The 22947-nt window shown below is 51.1% G+C and carries 20 protein-coding genes; 11 read left to right on the forward strand and 9 right to left on the reverse strand.

The annotated features are described in order from the left end of the window. Positions 1-19: 19 nt before the first annotated feature. Positions 20-559, reverse strand: a complete 540-nt coding sequence (gene syd, locus ACQ66Q_RS08460) for a SecY-interacting protein (RefSeq protein ID WP_430456384.1) — start codon at positions 557-559, stop codon at positions 20-22. Positions 560-628: 69 nt separating this feature from the next. On the opposite strand from syd, the gene queF reads away from it, so the two are divergent. Further along, the gene (queF, locus tag ACQ66Q_RS08465) at positions 629-1474 is read left to right on the forward strand and encodes an NADPH-dependent 7-cyano-7-deazaguanine reductase QueF (RefSeq protein WP_430456385.1); all 846 of its coding nucleotides are present in this window, start codon (positions 629-631) and stop codon (positions 1472-1474) included. A gap of 52 nt (positions 1475-1526) precedes the next feature. Here the strand turns inward: queF and ACQ66Q_RS08470 are convergent, their stop codons facing one another. Continuing rightward, the gene (locus tag ACQ66Q_RS08470) at positions 1527-3290 is read right to left on the reverse strand and encodes a M61 family metallopeptidase (RefSeq protein WP_430456387.1); all 1764 of its coding nucleotides are present in this window, start codon (positions 3288-3290) and stop codon (positions 1527-1529) included. A gap of 558 nt (positions 3291-3848) precedes the next feature. On the opposite strand from ACQ66Q_RS08470, the gene ACQ66Q_RS08475 reads away from it, so the two are divergent. The 6 genes from ACQ66Q_RS08475 to ACQ66Q_RS08500 all read left to right on the forward strand — a co-directional run bounded on the left by ACQ66Q_RS08475 (position 3849) and on the right by ACQ66Q_RS08500 (position 11649). Next, complete coding sequence (locus ACQ66Q_RS08475; protein ID WP_430456388.1) at positions 3849-5399, forward strand: GGDEF domain-containing protein; 1551 nt, start codon at positions 3849-3851, stop codon at positions 5397-5399. A gap of 43 nt (positions 5400-5442) precedes the next feature. Next, the gene (gene ppnN / locus ACQ66Q_RS08480; RefSeq protein ID WP_430456389.1) at positions 5443-6801 is read left to right on the forward strand and encodes a nucleotide 5'-monophosphate nucleosidase PpnN; all 1359 of its coding nucleotides are present in this window, start codon (positions 5443-5445) and stop codon (positions 6799-6801) included. A gap of 195 nt (positions 6802-6996) precedes the next feature. Then, positions 6997-7398 carry a DUF3192 domain-containing protein gene (locus tag ACQ66Q_RS08485; protein ID WP_430456390.1) on the forward strand — a complete coding sequence of 134 codons (402 nt, stop codon included), beginning with the start codon at positions 6997-6999 and terminating at the stop codon, positions 7396-7398. A 5-nt stretch (positions 7399-7403) separates the two neighbouring features. Beyond that, positions 7404-9083, forward strand: a complete 1680-nt coding sequence (locus ACQ66Q_RS08490) for a hypothetical protein (protein ID WP_430456391.1) — start codon at positions 7404-7406, stop codon at positions 9081-9083. 195 nt (positions 9084-9278) lie between these two features. Then, positions 9279-10286 carry an isocitrate dehydrogenase gene (locus ACQ66Q_RS08495; RefSeq protein ID WP_430456392.1) on the forward strand — a complete coding sequence of 336 codons (1008 nt, stop codon included), beginning with the start codon at positions 9279-9281 and terminating at the stop codon, positions 10284-10286. 151 nt (positions 10287-10437) lie between these two features. Continuing rightward, positions 10438-11649 (forward strand): methyl-accepting chemotaxis protein, encoded by a 1212-nt coding sequence (locus ACQ66Q_RS08500; protein ID WP_430456393.1) that lies wholly within the window; start codon positions 10438-10440, stop codon positions 11647-11649. A gap of 11 nt (positions 11650-11660) precedes the next feature. On the opposite strand, the gene nhaR is transcribed toward ACQ66Q_RS08500, so the two are convergent. Further along, entirely contained in the window at positions 11661-12560 is a 900-nt protein-coding gene (gene nhaR / locus ACQ66Q_RS08505; protein WP_430456394.1) for a transcriptional activator NhaR, read from the reverse strand. 129 nt (positions 12561-12689) lie between these two features. Between nhaR and ACQ66Q_RS08510 the strand changes: the two genes are divergently transcribed. The 4 genes from ACQ66Q_RS08510 (at position 12690) to ACQ66Q_RS08525 (ending at position 17947) form a co-directional block, all read left to right on the forward strand. After that, positions 12690-13358: a Bax inhibitor-1/YccA family protein gene (locus ACQ66Q_RS08510; RefSeq protein WP_377248266.1), complete on the forward strand. Its 669-nt coding sequence runs from the start codon at positions 12690-12692 to the stop codon at positions 13356-13358. Positions 13359-13642: 284 nt separating this feature from the next. Then, entirely contained in the window at positions 13643-14584 is a 942-nt protein-coding gene (locus tag ACQ66Q_RS08515) for an alpha/beta fold hydrolase (RefSeq protein ID WP_430456395.1), read from the forward strand. A gap of 108 nt (positions 14585-14692) precedes the next feature. Beyond that, complete coding sequence (gene dbpA / locus ACQ66Q_RS08520; protein ID WP_430456396.1) at positions 14693-16060, forward strand: ATP-dependent RNA helicase DbpA; 1368 nt, start codon at positions 14693-14695, stop codon at positions 16058-16060. Positions 16061-16186: 126 nt separating this feature from the next. Then, positions 16187-17947 (forward strand): lipase family protein, encoded by a 1761-nt coding sequence (locus ACQ66Q_RS08525; protein WP_430456397.1) that lies wholly within the window; start codon positions 16187-16189, stop codon positions 17945-17947. Positions 17948-17962: 15 nt separating this feature from the next. Here ACQ66Q_RS08525 and ACQ66Q_RS08530 read toward each other — a convergent pair whose 3' ends face one another. The 6 genes from ACQ66Q_RS08530 to ACQ66Q_RS08555 all read right to left on the reverse strand — a co-directional run bounded on the left by ACQ66Q_RS08530 (position 17963) and on the right by ACQ66Q_RS08555 (position 22926). After that, positions 17963-18763 (reverse strand): CLCA_X family protein, encoded by an 801-nt coding sequence (locus ACQ66Q_RS08530; protein WP_430456398.1) that lies wholly within the window; start codon positions 18761-18763, stop codon positions 17963-17965. Positions 18764-18787: 24 nt separating this feature from the next. Beyond that, positions 18788-19552 (reverse strand): dihydromonapterin reductase, encoded by a 765-nt coding sequence (gene folM, locus ACQ66Q_RS08535; RefSeq protein WP_430456399.1) that lies wholly within the window; start codon positions 19550-19552, stop codon positions 18788-18790. Between the two features lie 221 nt (positions 19553-19773). Continuing rightward, on the reverse strand, positions 19774-20064 hold the full coding sequence (locus tag ACQ66Q_RS08540; RefSeq protein ID WP_430456400.1) for a high-potential iron-sulfur protein: 291 nt from the start codon (positions 20062-20064) through the stop codon (positions 19774-19776). A 259-nt stretch (positions 20065-20323) separates the two neighbouring features. After that, positions 20324-20893, reverse strand: coding sequence for a VOC family protein (locus ACQ66Q_RS08545; RefSeq protein WP_430456401.1), 570 nt, complete (start codon positions 20891-20893; stop codon positions 20324-20326). Continuing rightward, the gene (hppD, locus tag ACQ66Q_RS08550) at positions 20890-21924 is read right to left on the reverse strand and encodes a 4-hydroxyphenylpyruvate dioxygenase (protein WP_430456402.1); all 1035 of its coding nucleotides are present in this window, start codon (positions 21922-21924) and stop codon (positions 20890-20892) included. The genes ACQ66Q_RS08545 and hppD overlap by 4 nt, the downstream gene beginning before the upstream one ends. 192 nt (positions 21925-22116) lie before the next feature. Continuing rightward, a complete protein-coding gene (locus ACQ66Q_RS08555; RefSeq protein ID WP_430456403.1) occupies positions 22117-22926 on the reverse strand; it encodes a substrate-binding periplasmic protein in 810 nt (269 codons plus the stop codon). Positions 22927-22947: the final 21 nt, after the last annotated feature.

Raw genomic sequence — 22947 nt, forward strand, 5'->3', positions numbered from 1 at the left:
GTTTGCTGTCACGACCCAATCAGGCAGGACTCAGCTGACGCAAAAAACTGAGTAAATCCGGTGCCAGCAACTGTTTGACTTCCTGCCCGGTCTGCTCCAGATAGACTTCGCCGGTGCTATTTAACACCGACAACATCGAATCCTCTTCATCGGTCACGGCAAAAAACACTGTTTCACGTTGTTTCAGCCGTCTTTTCATCAGGACATGTGCAATCAGATTTTGCTGTAAGCGGATAAAATCGCCCGAATGCCATAGTAACAACAAACTGGCGGGACCGCGTGGATGACTGACCGGCAGATCCGCGCCCCATAAAGTTGCGTAAAAGTCTTTCACAGAAGGATGCAGGGTCAGGCCAAGGCCTTGTTCTAATCCGGTAAAGTCCAGCGGGTCATGTTGCGCTACAGGCCACCAGCCGACCTGATCTTTGCTTGGTTCACCATATTGCGCCGGTGAAACTTCGGCCGGATCGGCAAATGCGCGCAAAATTTCGCCTTGTTGTTCCGCCTTTAGCCGGGCTTGTTGCGCCAGTTGCAGCAACTGCTGTTGTAACTCAGACATCGATATTTGCTTCCTGTGATAAACTGGGAATTTTATCCCGTTCACCATTTTATGCTTTTCGGATAAGCCATGACAAAACAAACTGAAGCCGCCCTTGCCCATCTGAGCCTGGGTAAAGTAACCGCCTATGCCGACCAATATGACGCCAGTCTGCTACAACCTGTACCACGCCAGTTGGCGCGCGATGCGATTGGTCTTGCTGCTGACGACGCACTGCCGTTTGTCGGCCACGATATCTGGCACGGTTATGAGCTGTCCTGGCTCAACAGCAAAGGCAAACCAATGGTGGCGCTGCTGACCGTCGTAGTGCCTTTCGACTCAGCGAATCTGATTGAATCCAAATCGTTTAAACTTTATCTGAACAGTTTTAATCAAAGCCGGTTTCGCGATATCAGTCAGGTCTATCAAACCCTGCAACAGGATTTATCGCTGTGTGCTGGTAAAACGGTGGAAGTCACCATCCACCATGTCAATGAACTGGTCGCATTCCAACCCACCTGGATCCCAGGGCGATGTATTGATGATTTGGATATCGAAATCGAACAATATCAATATGATGGCACCTTGCTGCAACTAACCGACAGCGCTGAACCAGTTGAAGAAAAATTGCATTCGCATCTGCTGAAATCAAATTGCCTGATCACGTCGCAACCAGACTGGGCCAGTGTATTTATCCATTATAAAGGCAAAGGTTTGTCACACGAAAGTTTATTGCGCTATCTGATCAGCTTCCGCCAGCATAATGAATTCCATGAACAGTGTGTCGAGCGGATCTATACCGATATCTGGCGATTAGCCCAGCCAGAATTTCTGGCGGTCTACGCCTGCTACACCCGTCGCGGCGGCCTGGACATCAATCCACTACGCTCCAGCGTGCCTTATACACCACCAAACATCCGCCTAACCCGCCAATAACACGGATCAAAAAAGCCCGCACTGCGGGCTTTTACTTTGTGGTCCGTTACGCTTATTTAGCCGGAGGCAGATCTACCCCCAACCAAGCCCGATAATAGGCCTTCTGCTGCCGGGTCGGCTTGGCAACCGGTACTATCTGCCAGCTACCGGCAGGCTGTGTTTTCGGTGTCAACTGTCGCTCCAGCAAACGCCCATCACGAAACAGTGTCACTTTGATAGCGCTACCCGCCGGAAAATCTTTTAACCGCTCAGCAAGCTCGGTTTGTAACTGCAGGCCATCCAGCGCGATGATTTGATCGCCGACGGAAAAATCTGCCAGCCAGGCTGGTGAATCACGCTCCACTTTGCTTACCTCTGCACCAGTTTTATCAGCCTGTACGGTCAGCCCGGTAAAAGGCTCTGTCGGCTTTGGTTTCACCAACTGCAAACCAGCCGCGTTTAGCAATGCTTCTGCATCGAGCTCCAGAGGCGTTTCAACTTGTTCTAACCAGAATTCAGCCAACGATTGCCCCGTCAAATCCTCGGCGATTTTCTGGACATCCGCCGCAGTAAACGCCGTTGTTTTGCCAAAACGCTGGTACAACTCATTGTGCAACGTTCGGTAATTTGATCTTAAACCACTGTTATTCATCAGAAAATGATCCAGCATCCAACTCACCAGATAACCTTCGCTATAAATGTTCACACTAAAGTTGTCCGCATGGTCACCACCGAGGCTGATCCAATTGTCAAAACTACTTTGCGCCACCGACTGGATCTCCCGGCCTGGGGTGCGTTCAAACCGTTTTAAACGTTTGGCTAAGTCGGTATAAAACTCTTGCGGCGTCATCAGCCCTGCCCGCAGTAATAACTGGTTCTGGAAATAGCTGGTGGAACCTTCGGAGATCCATAACAGTTTGCTGTAGTTTGGCTGTAAATAATCATAAGGTACCAACTCAGCAGGCCGGTAAGCTTTCACGTTCCAGGTGTGCACCAGTTCATGCGCTGCGGTCGACAAAAATTCCAGATAATGTTCACGTTTGCGAAAGCTGAAGCGGTCACGCTGGATCACGGTCGAATTCAGATGTTCCGTTGCGCCACGCGCGCCGCTGGCGGCGTGCACGATAAACAAATAATTCTGATACGGATAGCCTTGCCAGATACTGCCGGCCTGCAACACTATTTTTTCGAGGTCCTTCACCGTTTGTGCGGCGTCAAAATTACCCTGACCCCAAAACACCACTTCGTAGTCGCGGCCGTCGGCTTTAAAAGTGAAACTCTGATGGATACCGGTTTCAATCGGCGAATCGGCCAATACATCATAATCAGCCGCTTTAAAACTATGTGCTCCGGTACGGGTCATGCCTGAAGTACTGCGCCAGCCTTCTGGCACTTGTAAACTGACGGTCACCGGATCTTTACGCTGCGCATCGTGATACATCAAAAACGCAGACGAATTAATATAGGCATGGGTATCGTCAATATGACGGGTCCGCTGGTTCAATTCGTTGGCGTAAATCTGGTAGCTGACCACGATATCGCCGGCGGCCGGCAACTGTAATTGCCAGGTGCTTTTCTCAGTTTTTTCGACCGGCACCGGTTGCCCGTTGGCTAAACGCGCTTCAAAGCGTCTGACGCCATTTGCTAAATCGAGGATCTGATATTTCCCACTGCGCCAGGCCGGCAGTTTCAATGAAAAGGCCCCTGCCTGCTCCGCGGTCATTTTGATCTGGATATCAGCCAAATGCTGATCGGGATCGGTAATTTTGATCTGATATTCCACTGCGGCCGAAGCCCACAACGGCAGCACAGCGAACAATAAAGCTAAATAGCGCATATAAACTCCTGATTTTTATCCAAGACTATGCAAATCCCAGCCAGGAAACCAGTGCTTTGCGTTAAAGCTGGCAAATTTCGCTGCCAAAATTTATGTAACCCAACATGTAATAGTACGAAATAGCTTTTACTTTCGAATCGAAATATGTTTAAATATTCGTCGTTGGTGCCAGACACATCAACCCAACCCGAATGCTGTTATAATGCTGATATAGGAAAGTTGTTATGAACATGCTTACCGATGCTGAAGAGCAAAGCTGGTTACCCTACTACCTGACAAAAAAATAATTCGATCAGCCCCGCTGCTGACGAAATAAATAGAGCCGGAGGCTGCAAAAGCCCCGGCTTTATTTATTTGTGCCAGCACCATATGTTTCGTTTCGAAAGAAAACATTCCGCAACAGACCGCAACGAACATCAGTAAGACAAGATATTGAATCTGTAGAAAAACCTACAAGACAGCCTCAGCAATCAGCCGATTTTTTGACTGTGCTTTTTCCGCTTTAACGATATACTTAGGCCAGTCTTCATTGCCGCTACCGACGGGAACATCTGAGTCGTGGATTCCGAACAATCTCTCAAGCAACAACTTGCTACTGCCGTGAAAGCCCGCAAACAGCTGGAAGACACCTATGAAAGTCAGTTCACCATTCTGACGCAGTTTGTCGCCCGTTTGTCGCTGGTCTGTAAAGGCATCGATGTCGAGCTCGACAACCGACTGGCCCGTTTCCGGCAGCAGCTAATCAATGGCACTGACCTGGAAAAGTTGTTACCGCAAATCGATGCGACCTCTGAGCATCTGAAAACGTTGGACACTAAACAGCAACAAGAAGTTAAAAAGGCCCAACTGACCATCAGTGAAGCCGGAAAATTGTTGCAAAAACAACGCGGTTTACCAAACCAACTACGTCGTGATCTGCGTGACTTACTGAGCCGGGTCGAAGAACCTGCGCCGACCATTCATGCCTACATGCCCCACTTAACGCATCTGACTGAGCTCTACCAGCTGGCGTTGAATGCAAAGCAAAGCATGGAGCTGGAGGACATCTCAGACAACAGCCGGTATGAGCGGATCTGCCGGCAAATTTCCGTTGAGCTGACCAATTTACTCAGTGAACTGGCATTTGAGGGCGCTCATGCCAAAGCGATTGATACGATCCGACTGAGTCTGTTGGGTGAACTCAGCATCGAAAAATTGCTGGAAGCATGTTTACGCACTATCGAAATTATTATCTCCAGCATTAACGAAGAGCGCCAATCTGCGCAGCATTTCCTGCTGAAACTCAATGATGCATTGACCAGCGTACAGAATTCATTGGTTTCATCGCTGAAATCGACCAATAACATCCGCGACAAAATGGCGTTGCTGAATCAGCAGATCGAACAGCAGATTGCAGTCCTGAGCCATGAAACAAAATCAGCCACATCGCTGGAACAGCTGCAACGTCTGGTTACCGACAAACTCAACACGTTGAGCCTGTCGTTAAAAGACAAAGAAACGCTGGAAAAACAAGAACGTGAGATCCTGTTAGCATCAGTCAAAGAAATGGATACGCGGCTGAAAGAACTGGAAGAAGAAGCCAAGCAATTCAAAAAACGGCTGGCGGAACAAAAATTCCGCAGTCTGCAGGATGCACTGACTGAGTTACCCAACCGGGCCGCGTTCGATGAGCGTTACGAACTCGAACTGAAACGCAGTCGACGTTACAACACACCACTGTCTGTTGTGCTGGCAGATGTTGACCACTTTAAGAACATCAATGACAGCTACGGCCACAGTGCCGGCGACAAAACACTGAAAGTCATCGCCCGTGCGTTGAAACAAAGTATGCGTGAAGCCGATTTCATCGCCCGTTATGGTGGCGAAGAATTTATTTTATTGTTCCCGGAAACCCCGCTGGAACAACTGGAAGCCCCGCTGAACATTCTGCGGGAGAAAATCAAACGGATCCCGTTTAAATTCAAAGACACCAACGTCCTTATTTCCATTTCTTTTGGGGCGACCCAACTTAAACCCACAGACGAAGGCCGGGAAGCTTTTGATCGCGCAGACGAAGCGCTGTACGAAGCTAAGCGGCAAGGCCGGGATCAGGTTATTCTTAAATCCTGATCCTGTGCGCTGCTGTCCCCCGCTGCAGTTCAAGGAGCAACCGATGCATGTACAGTTAAACCCGTTAGGCGCGATGGATTTGTTGTCGCAGCTGGAAGTCGATCAGCTGAAGCAACATGCACACAGTGAAACCTTCAGACTATTCCGCAATTGTTGCCTTGCAGTGCTGAACGTCGGCAGCCATACCGACAGTTCGGCCGAGATCTATGACCAGTACAAAGATTTTGCTGTGAATTTGGTGGCCCGCGAACGCGGTATCAAAATTGAACTGTTTAATCCACCAGCCAGTGCTTTTGTTGATGGTGAGCTGATCAAAGGTATCCACGAGCATTTGTTTGCGGTCTTGCGTGACATCTTGTTTTATCACACCCGTTTGGGCGCTGACACAAAACAGCTCGATTTGCACAACAGCGAACACATTACCCATGCCGTGTTTGATATTCTGCGCAATGCTCAGGTCATAGCGCCCGGCGCTACACCAAATATGATCGTGTGTTGGGGTGGCCATTCAATCAACGAAACCGAATACAAGTACACCAAAGAAGTGGGTTATCAGCTCGGATTGCGTGGGCTCGATATCTGCACCGGCTGTGGTCCCGGCGCAATGAAAGGCCCGATGAAAGGTGCCACTATTGGTCATGCCAAACAACGGATCAGCAGCGGTCGCTATCTGGGGCTGACTGAGCCCAGCATTATTGCTGCCGAACCGCCAAATCCGATTGTTAATGAACTGGTGATCCTGCCAGATATCGAAAAACGTCTGGAAGCTTTTGTCCGCAGTGCACACGGCATTATCATTTTCCCCGGTGGCGCAGGCACAGCCGAAGAACTGCTATATCTGCTCGGCATTATGTTGCATGAAAATAACCGCCAACAGGTTTTACCGGTGATCCTAACCGGACCAAAACAAAGCGCAGCCTATTTCACTGAGTTAACCAGCTTTATCGAAAAGACTCTCGGTAAAGATGCGCTCAATTTGTTTGAAGTGATTATCGACGACCCGGCCGCTGTTGCGCAAAAGCTGAAGCAAGGCTGTCAGGCAGTCCGGCAATACCGGAAGTCAGCCGGTGACGCTTATCATTTTAACTGGACCTTGCAAATCGACGACGATTTCCAGCATCCGTTTGCACCAACACATCAGAATATGGCCAGTCTCGATTTACATCTAAATCAGGATAAAGCTCGTCTTGCCGCCAATTTGCGCCGGGCATTTTCCGGGATTGTCGCTGGCAACGTCAAAGATGAAGGGATCAAAGCTATCGCGCAGCAAGGGCCCTTTATCTTGTCCGGTGAGCCGGCATTGATGGAGTTAATGGATACGCTGCTGGAAGCTTTTGTTGCCCAGGGCCGGATGAAATTGCCAGGCAGTAAATACGTGCCCTGCTATCAAATCAGCCGCTGATCGGGCATCCGTCGGACTGAACTCCCTCTCCGGCGCTTCCAGGCGCCGGAGTTGTTTTAGCCAGGTATAGTGACAAATTCGCGCCATTTCAGAGAATTGGCCGATTTATTGTATAAGTGATGACCTCTGAACAATGCATTGTCGGGTTATATGATTCTGGTTCAACGTTTGCTGCCCCAAAGCGACGGAGCTGCAATGAAAAAACACATTAAAATTGTCCTGCTTACATCTGCACTGCTGGCAATCTATCCGCTGGCAACCTGGCTTGCGCTGAACTTCTATCAGGACGACCCGGCCGATATGGTCTGGACCGATCGTGAAGCATTTAACCGCAAATTTATCAGTAACTTAGATTTAACTACTGTAGTGCAACAAGATCAGGTTCAACACAAACTGGGCGGACCCGATATCACTGAAGCATACCAAAGCGATGCTGACTTGTATCAACTGGTATTTTACCGCACGCAGCGTGATATTTCTGATGGCATCACCACCAAAGTCGAGTGTACAGCGTTGTTATACCGTAACCGGCAATTGATTGCCGTGGGTGACGCTGCACAGCAGCAATTTCTGCAGATGCAGCCAGGCAGGCCCTGATCACGATGAGCAACGCAGTCACACAGCTACATAGCCTGTATCAGTATCTGGATCGGTTGTATCCTCAAGCGTCAGCTTTGGCAGCATCAGATCGGCTCCAATTAGCTTGCGACCAGATAGCGCCAAAATTCTGTCAGCTTTACCAGCAACAGCCGGTGTTGATGCAGGCTCAGCTGGCCTTGGCATCCGCCAGCCACTCAGCGCTGGCGAATCTGGCATTAAAACAGGCGGTGGTGATTCTGGTGATCGCCTCTCACAGTCGCTGGCCTTTGTCACTGCAAGAGCAGGTGCTCAGCGCCAGCTTTGCCGGACTTTGCGGACTCAAGACTGAGATGCTCGGGAATGATGAAGCTGAACCAACACAGCTTACAGATCCTTGGTTAATCACTTTACGCAGTCATCAGGCGCATTTACCTGCGATTTGGCTGCAGCTCTTTGCCAGTTGCTGCCGTGTACGCCAGAGAGCGTCGATCTGGCAACAGGATCCACTGGCGGCGGTATTGGTACTGGCATATCAGCTGACGCTGCCACTTTCCCAAACCACCACGACAGGGAAAGTGGGCTTTGAAACCGTGTTTCGGCAGTTGTGGCGTCAGTCTGAAGGCGTTGCTTTGACCTTGCTGCAGATCCTCAGCCGCAGTGGCGCCCAGTTGTATCAACTAGGCCGTTTTTGTAGTGACAGTATCGGCGCCGTAGCATTTATTACCGAAGCCGAGCCGCAACTTCGTGGTTATCTATTTGATTTAAACCTAAAAAGCTTAAGTGCCGAACCCGTTGCGCTGGCCGGTTCAGGCATGCAATTATTGCCACCACGGGTGTGCAGAGACCAAAGCTGGTTAAGTTTATTAATTCGCCAGGCCAAAGACCTGCTGGAAACCGCAGATCCGGAGCCGATGTCTCTGGCGTTGATCCAGCAACTGAATCCAGACTGGTCAGTGAGCCGTCAGGTCAGTTTTTTACAGGAACATCCGGCATTTTGCCAGTTACTCTGTAACGCAGCGTCAGAACTCAGCCGGCAACATACTCCGATTAAAGATCTGCGCCACGCTCTGGCTTTAATCGGCAGTGAGCAACTGCCGGTTTTGCTTCGGCAATCCTGGCTGGCACAACAAACAGCGCTCTGTGCACAACCCTGGCAGCAGTGGTTTGAGCAGCTCGACACGGTATTCAGTCAGGCGCTGCAGTTACTGGCCGGCCAGACCCGACGCGTTGATTTAACGCCAAACCAGGCAAAGCTGATCGCCGGTTGCTTTAACCTGCAATTGCAGCAACACGAAGCATTGCGGCACCAGCCATTACACCGGCCTGGTCGAAACAACGCCTCTATCGTCAGCGAATGCCGAACTTTAATCTGGCAGGATGCAGAAAGCTTGCGGCAAACCGCACAGTTACTGGCTGCGACCGGCGCAAAAATGTTATGGCAAGATGCCGTATTGAATTTTCGCACGACACCGGGACTACAAGCTGACTATAGCCAGCAGCAAGCCGCGCAGCTGCTGTTACAATTTGGCTGGGTCTTAACGGAATTGTATTTCTGGGGGGCCGCCACGCAGCCGGATACACTGGAAGCGCTATATAAAAACAGTCGGCATGCTCTTGATTTACCAGCCATCTCTTTGGCTCATTGGTTGGAGCAACTCCAGCAGCAATGCCAGGCTTTTTGGCCACTCCAGCCTAAAATGTAGTTTTCTTTCATCATTTTCCGCTATATCCACTATTTCCAACACTTATAGTGCCACTGCCATGCCATTCTGGTAACGAATGACGAAAACTGCTATAGTCCGGCTGTTTCCGTTGGAGTCCAGACCTCAGACCAGAGGCTCATCAGAGCCCGCGACTCCGGCATTCTGTTTCAGCCAATTCCACCACGAAGGTTTCTTATGAGCGCACAAATTATTACGGTCATCAAAGGTGATGGCATCGGTCCAAGCATCGTTGATGCAGCGACGGCCATTTTGGACAAAGTCGGTTGTAACTTTCAGTACGAGTATGTCGATGCCGGCCTGACTGCACTGGAAAAAACCGGCGAACTGCTGCCGCAAAGTACGCTGGATGCGATTGCCCGCAATAAAATCACCTTAAAAGGTCCGTTAACTACACCAGTTGGCGAAGGCTTCACGTCCATCAACGTGACGCTGCGCAAAAAATTCAATCTGTATTCGAACGTACGCCCGGTCATTTCCTTTAAAGGCACCAAAGCCCGTTATGACAATATCGATATCATCACCGTGCGTGAAAATACCGAAGGCATGTACTCAGGTGCCGGTCAGGTGGTGAAAAACGACGGTGAACTGGCCGAAGCAATGAGTATTGTGACCCGCGAAGGTTCGGCACGTATTGTCGAATTCGCTTTCGAACTGGCCCGCCGCGAACAACGCAAAAAAGTCACTATTGTGCACAAAGCCAACATCCTGAAATCGACGTCTGGTTTGTTCCTGAAAACAGCGCGTGAAGTCGCCGCACGTTACCCGGATATTCAAACTGTAGAAATGATCGTGGATAACGCCTGTATGCAGCTGGTGATGAACCCGCAACAATTTGACGTCATCGTTACCACCAACTTGTTTGGCGACATCCTGTCCGATCTGTGCGCAGGTCTGGTGGGTGGTCTCGGTATGGCGCCCGGTGCAAACATCGGTAAAGACTGCGCTATTTTTGAAGCGGTACACGGCAGTGCGCCGGATATCGCTGGTAAAAACCTCGCGAACCCAAGCTCAGTGATCCTGGCGTCAATCCAAATGCTGGAATATCTGGGCATGAAAGACAAAGCGCAACAAATCCTGGCGGCCGTGACAGACGTCATCGCGACCGGTGACCGTACGACGCGGGATTTGGGTGGTACACATGGCACCACAGATTTCACGCAAGCGGTGCTGGAACGTCTCTGATCCCCGCCTTGACCGGATAAGGCTGCCTCTGTGCAGCCTTTTTTGTCGCAAAAAAATGACCAATCGGGGCGAAGCCTGATTTACCGCAAACTGCTGAAACTTTGCTATGGTAAATTCTGCAACAGTCACAATCAGTTAGCGGGAGTCTGGCATGGGTTGGTTTTCAAGTCTGTATACCTCGGTAGAGCGCACCTTTTTTGATAGTCTCAGCAAAAAAATCATCGGTAATATCGGCTTTTTGACCATCATTTTCTGGTTAGCGCTGTATTTTGCCTATCCGGACACCGGCAGTGCCAGCAGTGCCTGGTGGACCACGTTGCTACTGGGCACCGGCGCTTTCCTGTTCACCATCGGCTATCTGATTTATCTGATTGTGCGACCAGTACAGGCGCTGGTACTGGCGCTGCAAAAAGCCAATCAGAACGGCACAGATTTAAATCACCGTCTGCCAGCGTTTACTTATGATGAGTTCAGAACGCTGTCCGAGGAATACAATCAATTTGTCAGCCAATTGGCACAGTTGCTGACCAAATTGCATCATCAGGCCCAACATACCCACCAGATCAACGAGCAAGTCAGCGGTGCAGTGAAAACCACCCGCAGTCATCTGCTGGCGACAGAACAACGTAGTGAACAAATCCGCAGTGACAGTGATCACGTGCTGGATCAGCTGGCAGCCATTGTCAGCACTGGCGATCAGATGAATCAGGTCGCACAGACCACAGTGACTAAAGCGGCAGATGCCAGCAACGGTATGACCGCCATTTCGACGCAGTTATCTGGCATAGTGCAACTATTGGAAACCTTTGGCGCCACTGTCGAAGGCCTGCAAAAGAATTCGGAAAATGTGCGGCAAATTCTGCAAATGGTTGAGACATTTTCCGACCAAACCAATCTGCTGGCACTGAATGCGGCCATCGAAGCAGCGCGTGCCGGCGATGCGGGAAGAGGTTTTGCTGTGGTTGCAGACGAAGTTCGCACTTTGGCGGCCAAAGTAAATGAGGCGACGCGGCAGATATCTGGTTTCCTCAATGATATGGAACGCCTTGTTCGCGACACCCGGGCAGAATCTGAACGGTTGAATGAGCAAGCGGGTCAAGCCCAGCAGTCAATTGGTGCCACCGCCAGCGAATTTGCCCAGTTGCAACAGCAACTGGCACAAGCGAAACAGGGTGTACAGCAGATCACCGGTTCTGTGTTGGATTTAGAACGCAGCTATCAGCAAACTCACCAGCATTTAAGTGCCATAGAGCAAGGCACCACAGATGCTTATCAGCAGATGTCATCGATTGAAACCGCCGGGCAGACCCTATTAAAAGCGACCGCGGAAACCCAGCAACAGCTCGGTCGATTTGCCCATTAACCGGCACTCGCTCAGTTTGAGCTCTGAGCCAGCGCCTGCACTAATTGCAACACCGCCGGATGCGTCAGCTTACGCTCCGGCGAAATCGCATAAAAAACTTCTTTCACCTGATCGGTGCGCCCTACGACTTCCACCTCGTATTGCCGGCAGATTTTCGCTTCAATCAGACTAGGCGCAGAGAAAATACCTAAGCCTTGCTGACCAAACGCTTTCATCAGTGCACTGTCATCAAATTCCGCCACTATTTGACCACTCACGGCATGCTGGGAAAACCAGGCATCCAACCGCTGCCGGATGATCGACCTTTTGCTTTGCAACAACAGTGGCTGCTGATGTAAACAGGCCGGGAAACTGGTGCGTTTTAATACAGCAGCTAAAACCGGAGTGGCAAAAAAACTGGTGCCAGACTCAACAATTTGGTGACTGTAGGCTTTCAGCGGGCTGGAAGGCGACAGTGGCTGATCAGTTAACACCAGATCCAGCTTGTTCAACGCCAGATCAGCAAGCAACTGGTTTTGATCACCTTCGACACAAATCAACCGTAGCTGTTCCGGCAAAGTAAACACTGGTCGCAACATCTCGTAAATAAAGGCTTTGGGTAACACGTCGGTGACCCCGACGGTAAATGTCTGCCACTGCACACCATGGTGGCCTTTGAGCACAGTTCTGAGTTCATCCCCCAGCCGGAAAATATCCTCGGCATAGCGGTAAGTGACCCGGCCCAGTTCGGTCAGCGCCCATTTCTTCCCGCTGCGGACAAATAAGGCGGTGCCGGTGCTGTGCTCCAGCGCCGCCAGCTGGCCACTGATGGTTTGTGCAGTTACATGCAGCTGTTCACTGACTCTGGCAATGCTGCCCTCTTTTGCAACCAGATAAAAATAGTACAGCTGATTAAAATTGACCGGTGTCATAGCTTCACCATGTAAGTTATAAACTGATTTGCAATTAGGTATATTCGATTTTACCGAATAGTACAATCTTTGTTTTAATGCAGAGAGTTAAAACCGGCTGGCAACAGCTCATTTCAATCCGGAGTGCATATGACGACATATCATCAACAGGCCTATAGCGGCGCTCTCGGCGTCGAACAGGCCAACAAAGTTCTTCGCAATACTTATTCCTTGCTGGCGATGACACTGGCGTTCAGCGCAGTGATGGCCGGCATCAGCGCCAGCATGAATCTGCCGCATCCCGGCATTCTGATCACACTGGTCGGTTACTTCGGTTTGTTATTTTTCACGACCAAATTCCGCAACAGCGCCATGGGGCTGGTCGGTGTATTTGGTCTGACCGGCTTTATGGGGTACACCCTGGGCCCGATCATCAACCGTTATCTGTCGCTGCCAAATGGCGGTGAAATTGTCATGTTAGCGATGGCGGGCACTGCAGCCATATTCTTTGCATTGTCAGCGTACGCTTTGATCAAAAAGACCAATTTTAGTTTTATGGGCAGTTTCCTAACCGTTGGCATCCTGGTCGCTTTCCTGGCCGGCCTGGGTGCCGTCTTTTTTGAAATTGCGGCTCTGAGCCTCGCAGTGTCAGCCATGTTTGTTCTGCTGATGTCTGGCATGATCTTGTATCAAACCAGTGAAATCGTCCACGGCGGCGAGACCAACTACATCATGGCAACAGTCAGCTTGTTTGTATCAATCTTCAACCTGTTCACCAGCTTGCTGCAGCTGCTGGGATTTATGAACAGCGATGAGTAACTGAGTTTTATTGTTAGACCTGTTCCATTTCATGTTCCGTTAGTAAGACCCTTGAGCAACTCGACACCCGCTCTTTGCCCCCGTTTTTCGGGGGCTTTTTTTTTATGTACAGGATGTACGGTACCCCGAAAATGCAGGAGCAATTTTTGGGGGGACAGGATGTACGATATTGTAAAGGTCCGACAACTCTTGTTACAAAGCCTTGCCATGCCATCTGATTACTTTCGAACCCGGAGCTGTTAGCTTAGCCTCGCGATTTTTTGGATCAGACTGGGGTTTTTGTCATGTTGAATCAGTTTCTGCTGGGGCGGCTATTACTGCTGAGTTGTGCGCTGCTGTTTTCTGTCGCCGTAACAGCTGAGACACTGCCGGGCAGCTCAGGCATGGCACAAGGCATCTATTACCAAACTTTTGGCAATGGTCAGCCGGTACTCATCATCAATGGCGGACCAGGTCTCGACAGCGCTGGCTTTGAACCGGTCGCCAAAGCAATTGCCGCACAAGGCTTCCAGTCCATCCTGTTTGATCAACGTGGTACAGGGCGTTCGGTATTGCCTGCAATCAATGCTGACAATATCCGCTTGGCGCTGATGGTGCAGGACATCGAACATCTGCGTCAGCATTTGCAGCATGACAAACTGATTATTCTTGGCCATTCGTTTGGCGGCATGCTGGGTGCTGCGTATGCGGCTAAATATCCGCAACACATTCAGAAGTTAATTTTTTCTTCATCCGGTGGTTTGGATCTGCAATTCCGTGATCAAATCGCCGAACGATTGCTGCAAAATCTTAGTCTGGAAGAACAGATAAAACTGCAGATGTATCAGCTGCGCCAACGCAGTGGCGATGATTCAGTATCGACTCGCGACAAGCTGGCTCAATTGCGTGCCAACGCCTATGTCATCGACAAAACCAAAGCGTCGCTGATTGCGGCCCGGCTTAAAGTCGTGAATATGACTATCAATAGTCTGGTATTTGCCGATCTCGACAACATGCATTTTGATTTGAAACAGCAATTTAAGACCTTTGAGGCGCCGGTGCTGGTCCTGCAGGGGGAAAAGGATATTATCAGCGTCGATACGGCAAAAACTATCGCCGGGAGTTTCAGCAATGCCCGGCTGGTGCTGATGCCAAACTGCGCGCACTATGGCTGGCTTGACCAACCACAGCTGTATTACAACGCATTATTTGAGTTTTTGCGCTCAGCGCCTGTGCGTCATAGCTGACGCCGGTTTGCCGGTGATAGCTTCCCGGCAGAGAGCATAGAAAAAAGCATTGACCCACCGGTGAAATTCTATACACTGCGCCGCTGTTTTCCCTGCGCCGAGTGACTGATGAACCCAACTGCAATAACCCTGAAAACCGAATTGCAACAAAACCTGAATGACCTCGGTTTTACCGAACTGACACCGGTACAACAAGCCAGTTTACCGCTGATCCTGGCCAACCGGGATTTGATCGCGCAGGCGCAGACCGGCTCAGGCAAAACCGCAGCTTTTGCCCTTGGCATGCTGCAGTTACTCGACGTCAAACGCTTTCGTATTCAAAGTCTGGTGTTATGTCCGACCCGCGAGCTGGCCGATCAGGTCGCCACAGAGATCCGTAAACTGGGCCGCGCCATTCACAATATTAAAGTGCTGACCTTATGCGGCGGCGTCCCTTTTGGTCCACAGCTAGGCAGTCTGGAACATGGCGCCCACATCATTGTCGGCACACCGGGTCGCATTGAAGAACATTTACAAAAAGGTTCATTGCAGCTGCAGGATTTGAATCTGCTGGTATTGGATGAAGCCGACCGGATGCTGGAAATGGGGTTTGCCCCCAGCCTCGATGCCATCGTGCAACAAACACCGAAAAACCGGCAGACGCTGCTGTTCAGCGCCACCTTCCCGCGACAAATTGAACAATTAGCCAGCCGCTATTTAACTGAGCCGGCACGGGTGCAAATCGAAACAGCCGACAACAAACCGGCCATCGATCAACAGTTTCACGCCATCAGCAATAACGACCGTTTTAAGGCGGTCGAACTGCTGCTCAAACAACATCAACCGGTTTCTGCCGTGTTGTTCTGCAACCAAAAACGCGAATGTCATGACCTGTGGCAGTACCTGGTCGATCAGGGCTTTAGTGCCTTAGCATTACATGGCGATCTGGAACAACGCGACCGCGACCTGACCCTAATCCGGTTCAGTAACCAAAGCTGTAACGTGCTGGTGGCGACCGATGTCGCGGCGCGCGGGCTGGATATTCAGGGACTGGATCTGGTGGTCAACGTCCAGCTGGCACACGACACCGAGACCCACGTGCACCGCATCGGACGCACCGGTCGTGCCGGCGCCTCAGGTCTGGCCGTCAGTCTGGTGACGCCGGCCGATGATTACAAACGCGCGTTGCTGGCCGACCTGTATCCTGCAGCCGAACAACTGCTGGCCTTGCCTGATGCAAGCCTGTTACAGCGGGCGCCGCGCACTCCGGCGATGGCTGCGATCTGGATTGACGGTGGTAAAAAACACAAAGTCCGCGCTGGCGACATCGTTGGTGCACTGACTGTTGACCAGCAAATCGAAGGCAATCAGATTGGTAAAATCCAGGTAACGGAGTTCCATTCTTATGTCGCAGTGCCTGCCCATCAGGCCAAACATGCACTGAAGCTGATCAGTGCTGGCATCAAAGGCCGCAATTTCCGCTGCCGCATCTGTTAATCAGCCGCTAAAGTGTTCTATCAGACGCTGCATCGCGGCGTCTGCTTCCCCCCTCCTCCTGCACTGGGAAGTCCGGCAAATTCAGGCTAAGCTCGAACATCGATTCAGCGACACAGGGAATTTGTTATGTCTGGTCTGGACATGCTCGATGCTTTTATCGGACTGGTTGGCATCTATCTGACACTCAGTTTATTGGTCACTGCCATTGGCGAAGGCATTAGCCAGGCTGCCGGTATGCGGGGGCGTAATTTACGCCAGGTATTCACCGGTCTGGTAGGTAAAACCAATACCAGAGAACTGTATCTGCATCCGCGTATCCGCCAGCTGATGCAATATGATGCGCCAAATAGTGCGCTTAGAAAGATCTGGTTACGGTTGGGGTTTGGCTTACCGTCTTATATTCCCGCCGATATCGCCATTGAAGTATTGTTGGAGCAGCAGCTCGGCGCACCGCTGTTGCAACTGCGCCAGTCACCGCTGGAGATCCAGCAACGGCTGGAACGCCTCCCGCCATCCTCAACCCGCAGCAGTTTGCTGTATTTCTGGCATCAGGCCAGTGCCGATCCGCAACAATTTCAGATATTAGTGCAAGACTGGTTCAATGACCGCTGTGACCGTGCTGTCGGCTGGTTTAAACGCAAACTGGGGATCCTGCAGCTAATTATTGGCATGGGGGTCGCCATTGGGATGAATGTCGATTCCATTGCCTTATATCAAAAACTATTTTCGGACCCGGTGGCGCGCCAGCAAGCTGTGCTGCTTGCCGAAAATCTGGCGGCAAACCCGCAACTGGCTGCTGAATTATGCCGGGAAGACAAGTCAAGCTGCATGGACACAATGACGCTGAAGCAGCAACTGACGCAAACCGCGCCATTGTTAGGGCGAAACGATGATGCTGCTGTCCTACCTTCGGCTCCGCTGACCTGGATTGGCTATCTGCTGACGGCCTTTGCCCTGTCTCTCGGCGCGCCATTCTGGTTTGATATTTTGCAGAAACTGATGGCAGTAAAACAGAAATTCCGTCCCGACAACCACGCAAATAACGAGGCTGAAGCCCAGACCTCCGCTGCCAGTGTCACTGCAACAGTAGTCACAAACAATAGCGGAACCCTGGTTGCGGTGTCCGGCCACGCCAATCCCGTTTCGGCGATGGACCTGCAATTGGCCCGATTGTCAGATCTGGTCTATTTGGATGGGCCGCAACTGGATTTGGAACTGCAGACTTTTTTACTGAGCGGCACGCTGCGTTCGGTTGGCGAAGATACCCAATATCTGTACGCGCGCGGCGCTGAATACGACGTGCTGATTTGCCGAGGAACCGAAGGCAAGTTGGCAGATATCCGCACCGATGCGCAATGCCCGCTACGGCCATGGCCAGAAGGCGGCAATAGCAAAGCACATCAGGGCTTTAGTACACAGGCAAATGTCATTCTGGCCGACCTGAAAGAACAACAACCAAACGCCGGGCTGGAACGGCCGCTGTGGATCACCGGCCACAGTTTAGGCGGTGCGCTGGCGGTATTATTGGCGCTGCAGCTGAGTAAAATCAGTGGCATAAAGCTGGCAGGATTAGTGACTTTTGGCCAACCTAAAGTCGGTGATGCGCAGTTGTCACAGGCGATCACGCAACAACTGCTGCCGTTTTACCGGCGCTATGTGAACCAGCGCGATATCGTGCCCAAACTGCCGCCACTGCCAGACTATCGCCACAGCGGCCAGTTATATTATTTCGATGATTTGGACCAACTGCAGCTCAACCCACCGCGTTGGCTGATGTTACTGGATCAGGTGTTGTGCAACCCGGATCAGGCCGAGACCGCGCTGCGTCAGCATCTGGATGATCATAAGATGAAAGGATATCTGCAGCTGCTGGCAAAACCGCGCTGAATGCAGGGGGTTGGCTTAGTCAACTCTGGATAGTGCCTGACCCAGCAGCCGGAAATACTGCAGCCAGTGTCCTGCCAGCAGGCTGCTTTCTGCAGCATCGGGATACACAGCGGCGCGCATTTGTTGTTCCGCACTGAGCCGGCGCTCTGGCCAGACCGTGCCGCTGACCAGAAAACTGTTCTGCAGACTCTGGCGCTGCAGCATATTTTCAAAAGCGCGGGCGCACAGTTCTTCCGGCAAGGCGTAATACAACATGTTGCGTGCCCTGTCGGCAGCGGCAGCGCGCTGAAACAATGCCGATGGCTCCCGCCCGTCCGCGGCAACTAAACAATGGGCATAACCCGCTGCCAGCAACTGATTCAGCGGATGCGGTTGTATCGGCGCACCATTCAGCCAGCTGCGGCTGGCGAAATCGCCGGGTTTAACGTCGCGACATAACCGGCTGGCAATATAGTGGTCAAACGCATGAAACCACTCGTGGGCTAAGGAGCCGCCTCCGGCATTTTTGGCCAAAGCCAGCAACCGGCCATGTGGCTGGTAAAATGCGCAACTGCCGGGTTCCCCGCCAGTGCCAAAACTAAGCGCCAACGAACCGTTCAGCGAAATCACCTGAGCCGGTACCTGCAACAACAGCTGTAGATCCGATAGCGCATCAAAAAACAGATTGGCCGCCAGCTGGGTTTCTGAGGGCGTAACCCAGCGGCCGATTTTAATTCGCCGGAAATCAAAGATTTTAACGATATCGCCGAAACTGACATCGGCACCGGCGCGATGTTCGGGGCCATTGCGAAAATAAGGCCGCTGAATTCGCGGCACAGACGCCTGAGACTGCATCTGCTGCTACGGCAGCTTTAGGTGGCGGCCACCGTCCAAGGCCAGCACCCGGCCCGTGATATACCGACTTTGCAGCAGATACAGAATGCTCTGCAGCACTTCGGCAGGCCCCGGCTCGATTTCCATCAGCGATTTTTTCAGCGTATAGGCTTTGTAGTCTGCGCTATCCCCTTCGTTGAACATCAACAAGGCCGGCGCTATCGCGTTCACTTTCACTTGCGGCGCCAACTGACGCGCCAGCGACAACACCAGATTTTCCAGTGCGGCTTTGGAAGCGGCATAAGCCATATGATTACAACTGCCGGTGGTAACAGCAAAATCACTGATCGCAATAATATCAGCTGTTTGTGGTTGCGCAGTAGCGAGCAGCGGCGCCAGCGCACGGCTTAGCAGATAAGGTAATTTGGTATGAATACGGAACATGTCGTCAAATACCGCCGCATCAGCTCTTAACTGGTCCAGCAGGTTTTCACCCGTTCCAGACTCGCCGGCCCAACTGGAAGCATTGTGGATTAACGCACGAAGTGGCAGCTGATGCTGCTGACATAAAGCGCTGACGGTATGAGCCAGCTCACTGACCTGCAATGCCAAATCTGTATCAGGTTGAATATCCAGCGGCAAACAAATCACACCAGCCTGACATAACTGCTCAACACCAGCTTTTGGCTGACGATAAGTAGCGACCACCTGATAGCCAGCCTGTTGCAAACCCAGTGCACAATGTAATCCCACGCGCTGCGCCGCACCGGTGATCAAAACCATTCCCGTCATACATACTCCCGAGCAGATTTTCACTGAATTATGCCAGATATTGGCTGCTACCGGCGAGGTCGGCGACAACCAACAGCGCGGCATATACGCAGTCTGTCGCCGGAATGATCACACCTGATCAGTACCTTACTGTACTGATTGCAGTTCCTGTACAAATAACAGGCAGAAAAAAAAGCGCCAGTTCAAGTGGCGCTTTTTTATCGATGAGACGTCGGCTTCGGTTAAGCGGCTTTCATCCAGCCTGCACACCAGCCAGCTTTCGCAACGAGCTTGCCACTGAAGATGGCACAGCCGCCGCTGTCGCCTTTCGCATCTTTTGCATAATGCATACAGTTGCCGCAGGTCTGGTCGGCAGTGGTAGATTTCGCGACATATTTCATCGCAACGGCCATCGGATCATCCGCTTTGACGGCTTCTTGCGCCACTGCATTGAGGCTGACGCCGCCCATAGTGACGCCAATCAAAGTGGCTGAAGATAATTTTAAAAAGGAACGACGATCAAATTGAGACATTTCTTGCTCCTGTTGCACGGTAGATATCAGGTCTTATTGGTGTTTGCTGTCGATTGATAGTTGGCAGAAACTGCAGTCGAAATCTGGTTTGCGCCCAGATCCACATCACATACGGTCCGAGCTGCAGTATGGATGATTTTGCCAGCTCTGCTCGTCGCAAATGTTGATCCGGCGCAGATTTTGGCAAAAAAAAGCGCGGATTCAACAAGATCCGCGCTTATTCAGCAGCAAAACTCTGTCGCAATCTGCAGGCCAGACGTCAGAGCACAGGCTCGGTAAATTCCTGTTGATGTAACCAGGCAGCCAATTTCGGTGCACGTTTGGTTTGCGACCACTGCTCCAGCATCTGCCATTTCACCGCATCCAACTGGCTCAGCATTGCCGGTGTCGCCGTGACGCAGGTCAGTTCAATCCGATGACCGTTTGGGTCAAAGAAATAGATGGAACGTATGATTTCATGGTTGGTGGGACCGACGACGTTGATCCCGCGTTGTTCCAGTTCGGCTTTTGCCGCCAGCAATGCGGTTTCATCCTCGACTTGCAGCGCGATATGTTGCACCCAGTCCGGCGTATGCGGATCTTTCCCCATCCGCGGTGAATTCGGCAGTTCAAAAAACGCCAGAATATTGCCCTGCCCGGCATCTAAAAATACATGCATGTAAGGATCCGGTGCTTTGGTCGAGGGCACCCGGTCCTCGGCTATCGCCAGCATAAAGTTCATGCCGAGCACCTCATGGTAGAACTGCACCGTTTCGCGGGCATCATGGCAACGATAGGCCACATGATGGATCTGGCAGATCCGGATATTGCTGGTCGTTGGCGCGCTCATAACAACCCCCGTTTTTGCTGGTCCCGCTCAATCGATTCAAACAATGCCTGGAAATTACCTTCGCCAAAGCCCAGATTGTCGACACGCTGAATAATCTCAACAAAAATCGGCCCAAACAGATTCTTGGTGAAAATCTGCAGCAAATAACCATCGTCGTCACCATCCACCAACACCTGATGCTGCTGAATGCGTTGCTTGTCTTCGCGCACCTGCGGCACCCGGGCAAAAGCCTCGGCGTAATAGTCCTCATGGATATCCAGCGTATCAATCACCTGATGATCCAATTTGTCGAGTGAATCCAAAATGTTGTCGGTCAAGAACGCAATATGCTGCACACCCGGGCCGTTGTATTCGCGCAAGAACTCATCGATCTGATTGCGATCATCGCCTTTGCCTTCATTGATCGGAATACAAAAACTGCCGTCCGGTGAACGCAGTGCATAAGACAGCAATGCAGTTTGCTGACCTTTGATGTCGAAATAACGCACTTCAGTGAAGCCAAATACTTGTTTGTAAAAATCGGCCCAATACTGCATCGTGCCTTTCACCACATTGTTGGTCAGATGATCGATACAGCTGAAGCCCAGATCCGCCACAATGGCCGGTTCGTCATGCGGTTCAAAATCACGTTGATAAATAGAATCCGCCACACTGTAACGATCGATAAAATAGATCAGGCTGTCGCCGATGCCGTAAATAGATGGATATGGCAAGTCGGTTAATGCCGGCTCTGCGCCACGAGCGCCGCGTTCAATCGCAATCCGTCGGGCAGCGACCGCGTCATCAACCCGCCAGCCCATCGCACAAATCGCCGGACCATGACTGCGGCTAAAATCCGCCGAAAAGCCACTGCGCTCACGGTTCAGCAAAATATGAATGTCATTTTGCTGATAATAATCAATGACTTTTCCTTTGAACTGCCGGGTTCTGGAAAAACCAAAAGCCTGGAACACCTGATGTAAGTAGTGGCTGTCGGCTGCGGCGAATTCAGTAAATTCGATCCCACGTAAGCCCAGAGGATTGTGCTGCATATGCGCCTCAAAAGTGAATATATTGTAAATTCAATAACCACTTCACGATAACGGCCAAGCGCAGTCATTTTGTTGATGCAGATCAAAGTTGGCTGAAGACAAGTCAAAACGGTGGTTTTTATACTGTCAGCGATCCGTGACAGAGACTGTCAGCCAGTAAAATATTTTGATTTAAAATCAGAATATTAATAGCTATTTCTTTATATTATTGGCACGCACATCGGGCATCGCTTCGACAAAAAGCCGGGCGACAATCCGTTGATATTCGCCACTGCGTTTCATCTCATCCAGCGCAGACTGTAACGCTTTCACTTGTTCCGGCGGGACTGCCAGATTTAACGCCAGATAGTTGTCGCCTTTGGTTTCCAGTTCAATCACCGGCTCCACCTGCTCAATAGTGGCTTTATGTGCCGCCAGCCAGGCTGGCATCACCAGCTCAGAGCCAATGATCAGATCTACTTTGCCTTGCAGGAATAAGCCGATTGGCGCTGATTTTGAAGGAAAATCCAATAAGTTTTTCCCTCTGACAAAACCAGCTTTTAATAAAAATTCTTCATACACATCACCGCGGGCTACCGCAATGCCAAATTGGCGGGCTTGTGCGAGGTCTTGCGGATTGACTTCGGGTCGGTTTTTCAGCCGGTACAAGAAAGCCCGGGACGACGCCAAAGGCCCTACCCACTGAAATTTTGCTTGCCGCTCCGGTGTACGGGATGTGGTGAATAAACCGGCCTTTGGGTCTTGCAGGGCGTACTCATAAGCACGTAACCAGGGATACATCTGCATGTTGCATTCGGTATTCGAGATCTCACAAAGCCGGTGCACAATTTCAGCATTAATGCCGGTAATGCGGTTACCGTCCTGATAGTTATAAGGCGGGAAATGCTCGGTCAACAGATGCAGCGTGGAGCCTGCATACAGAGGGCAGGTGAGAAAAAACAGAACAGTGCACAAAAAACGACACATCGCGGTCACCGTGACAACTGCGGATCTAAATTGCACTATGCCAGAGTTCCTGCACAA

This window comes from Rheinheimera sp. (assembly GCF_965283995.1).
Classification (GTDB): Bacteria; Pseudomonadota; Gammaproteobacteria; order Enterobacterales; family Alteromonadaceae; genus Pararheinheimera.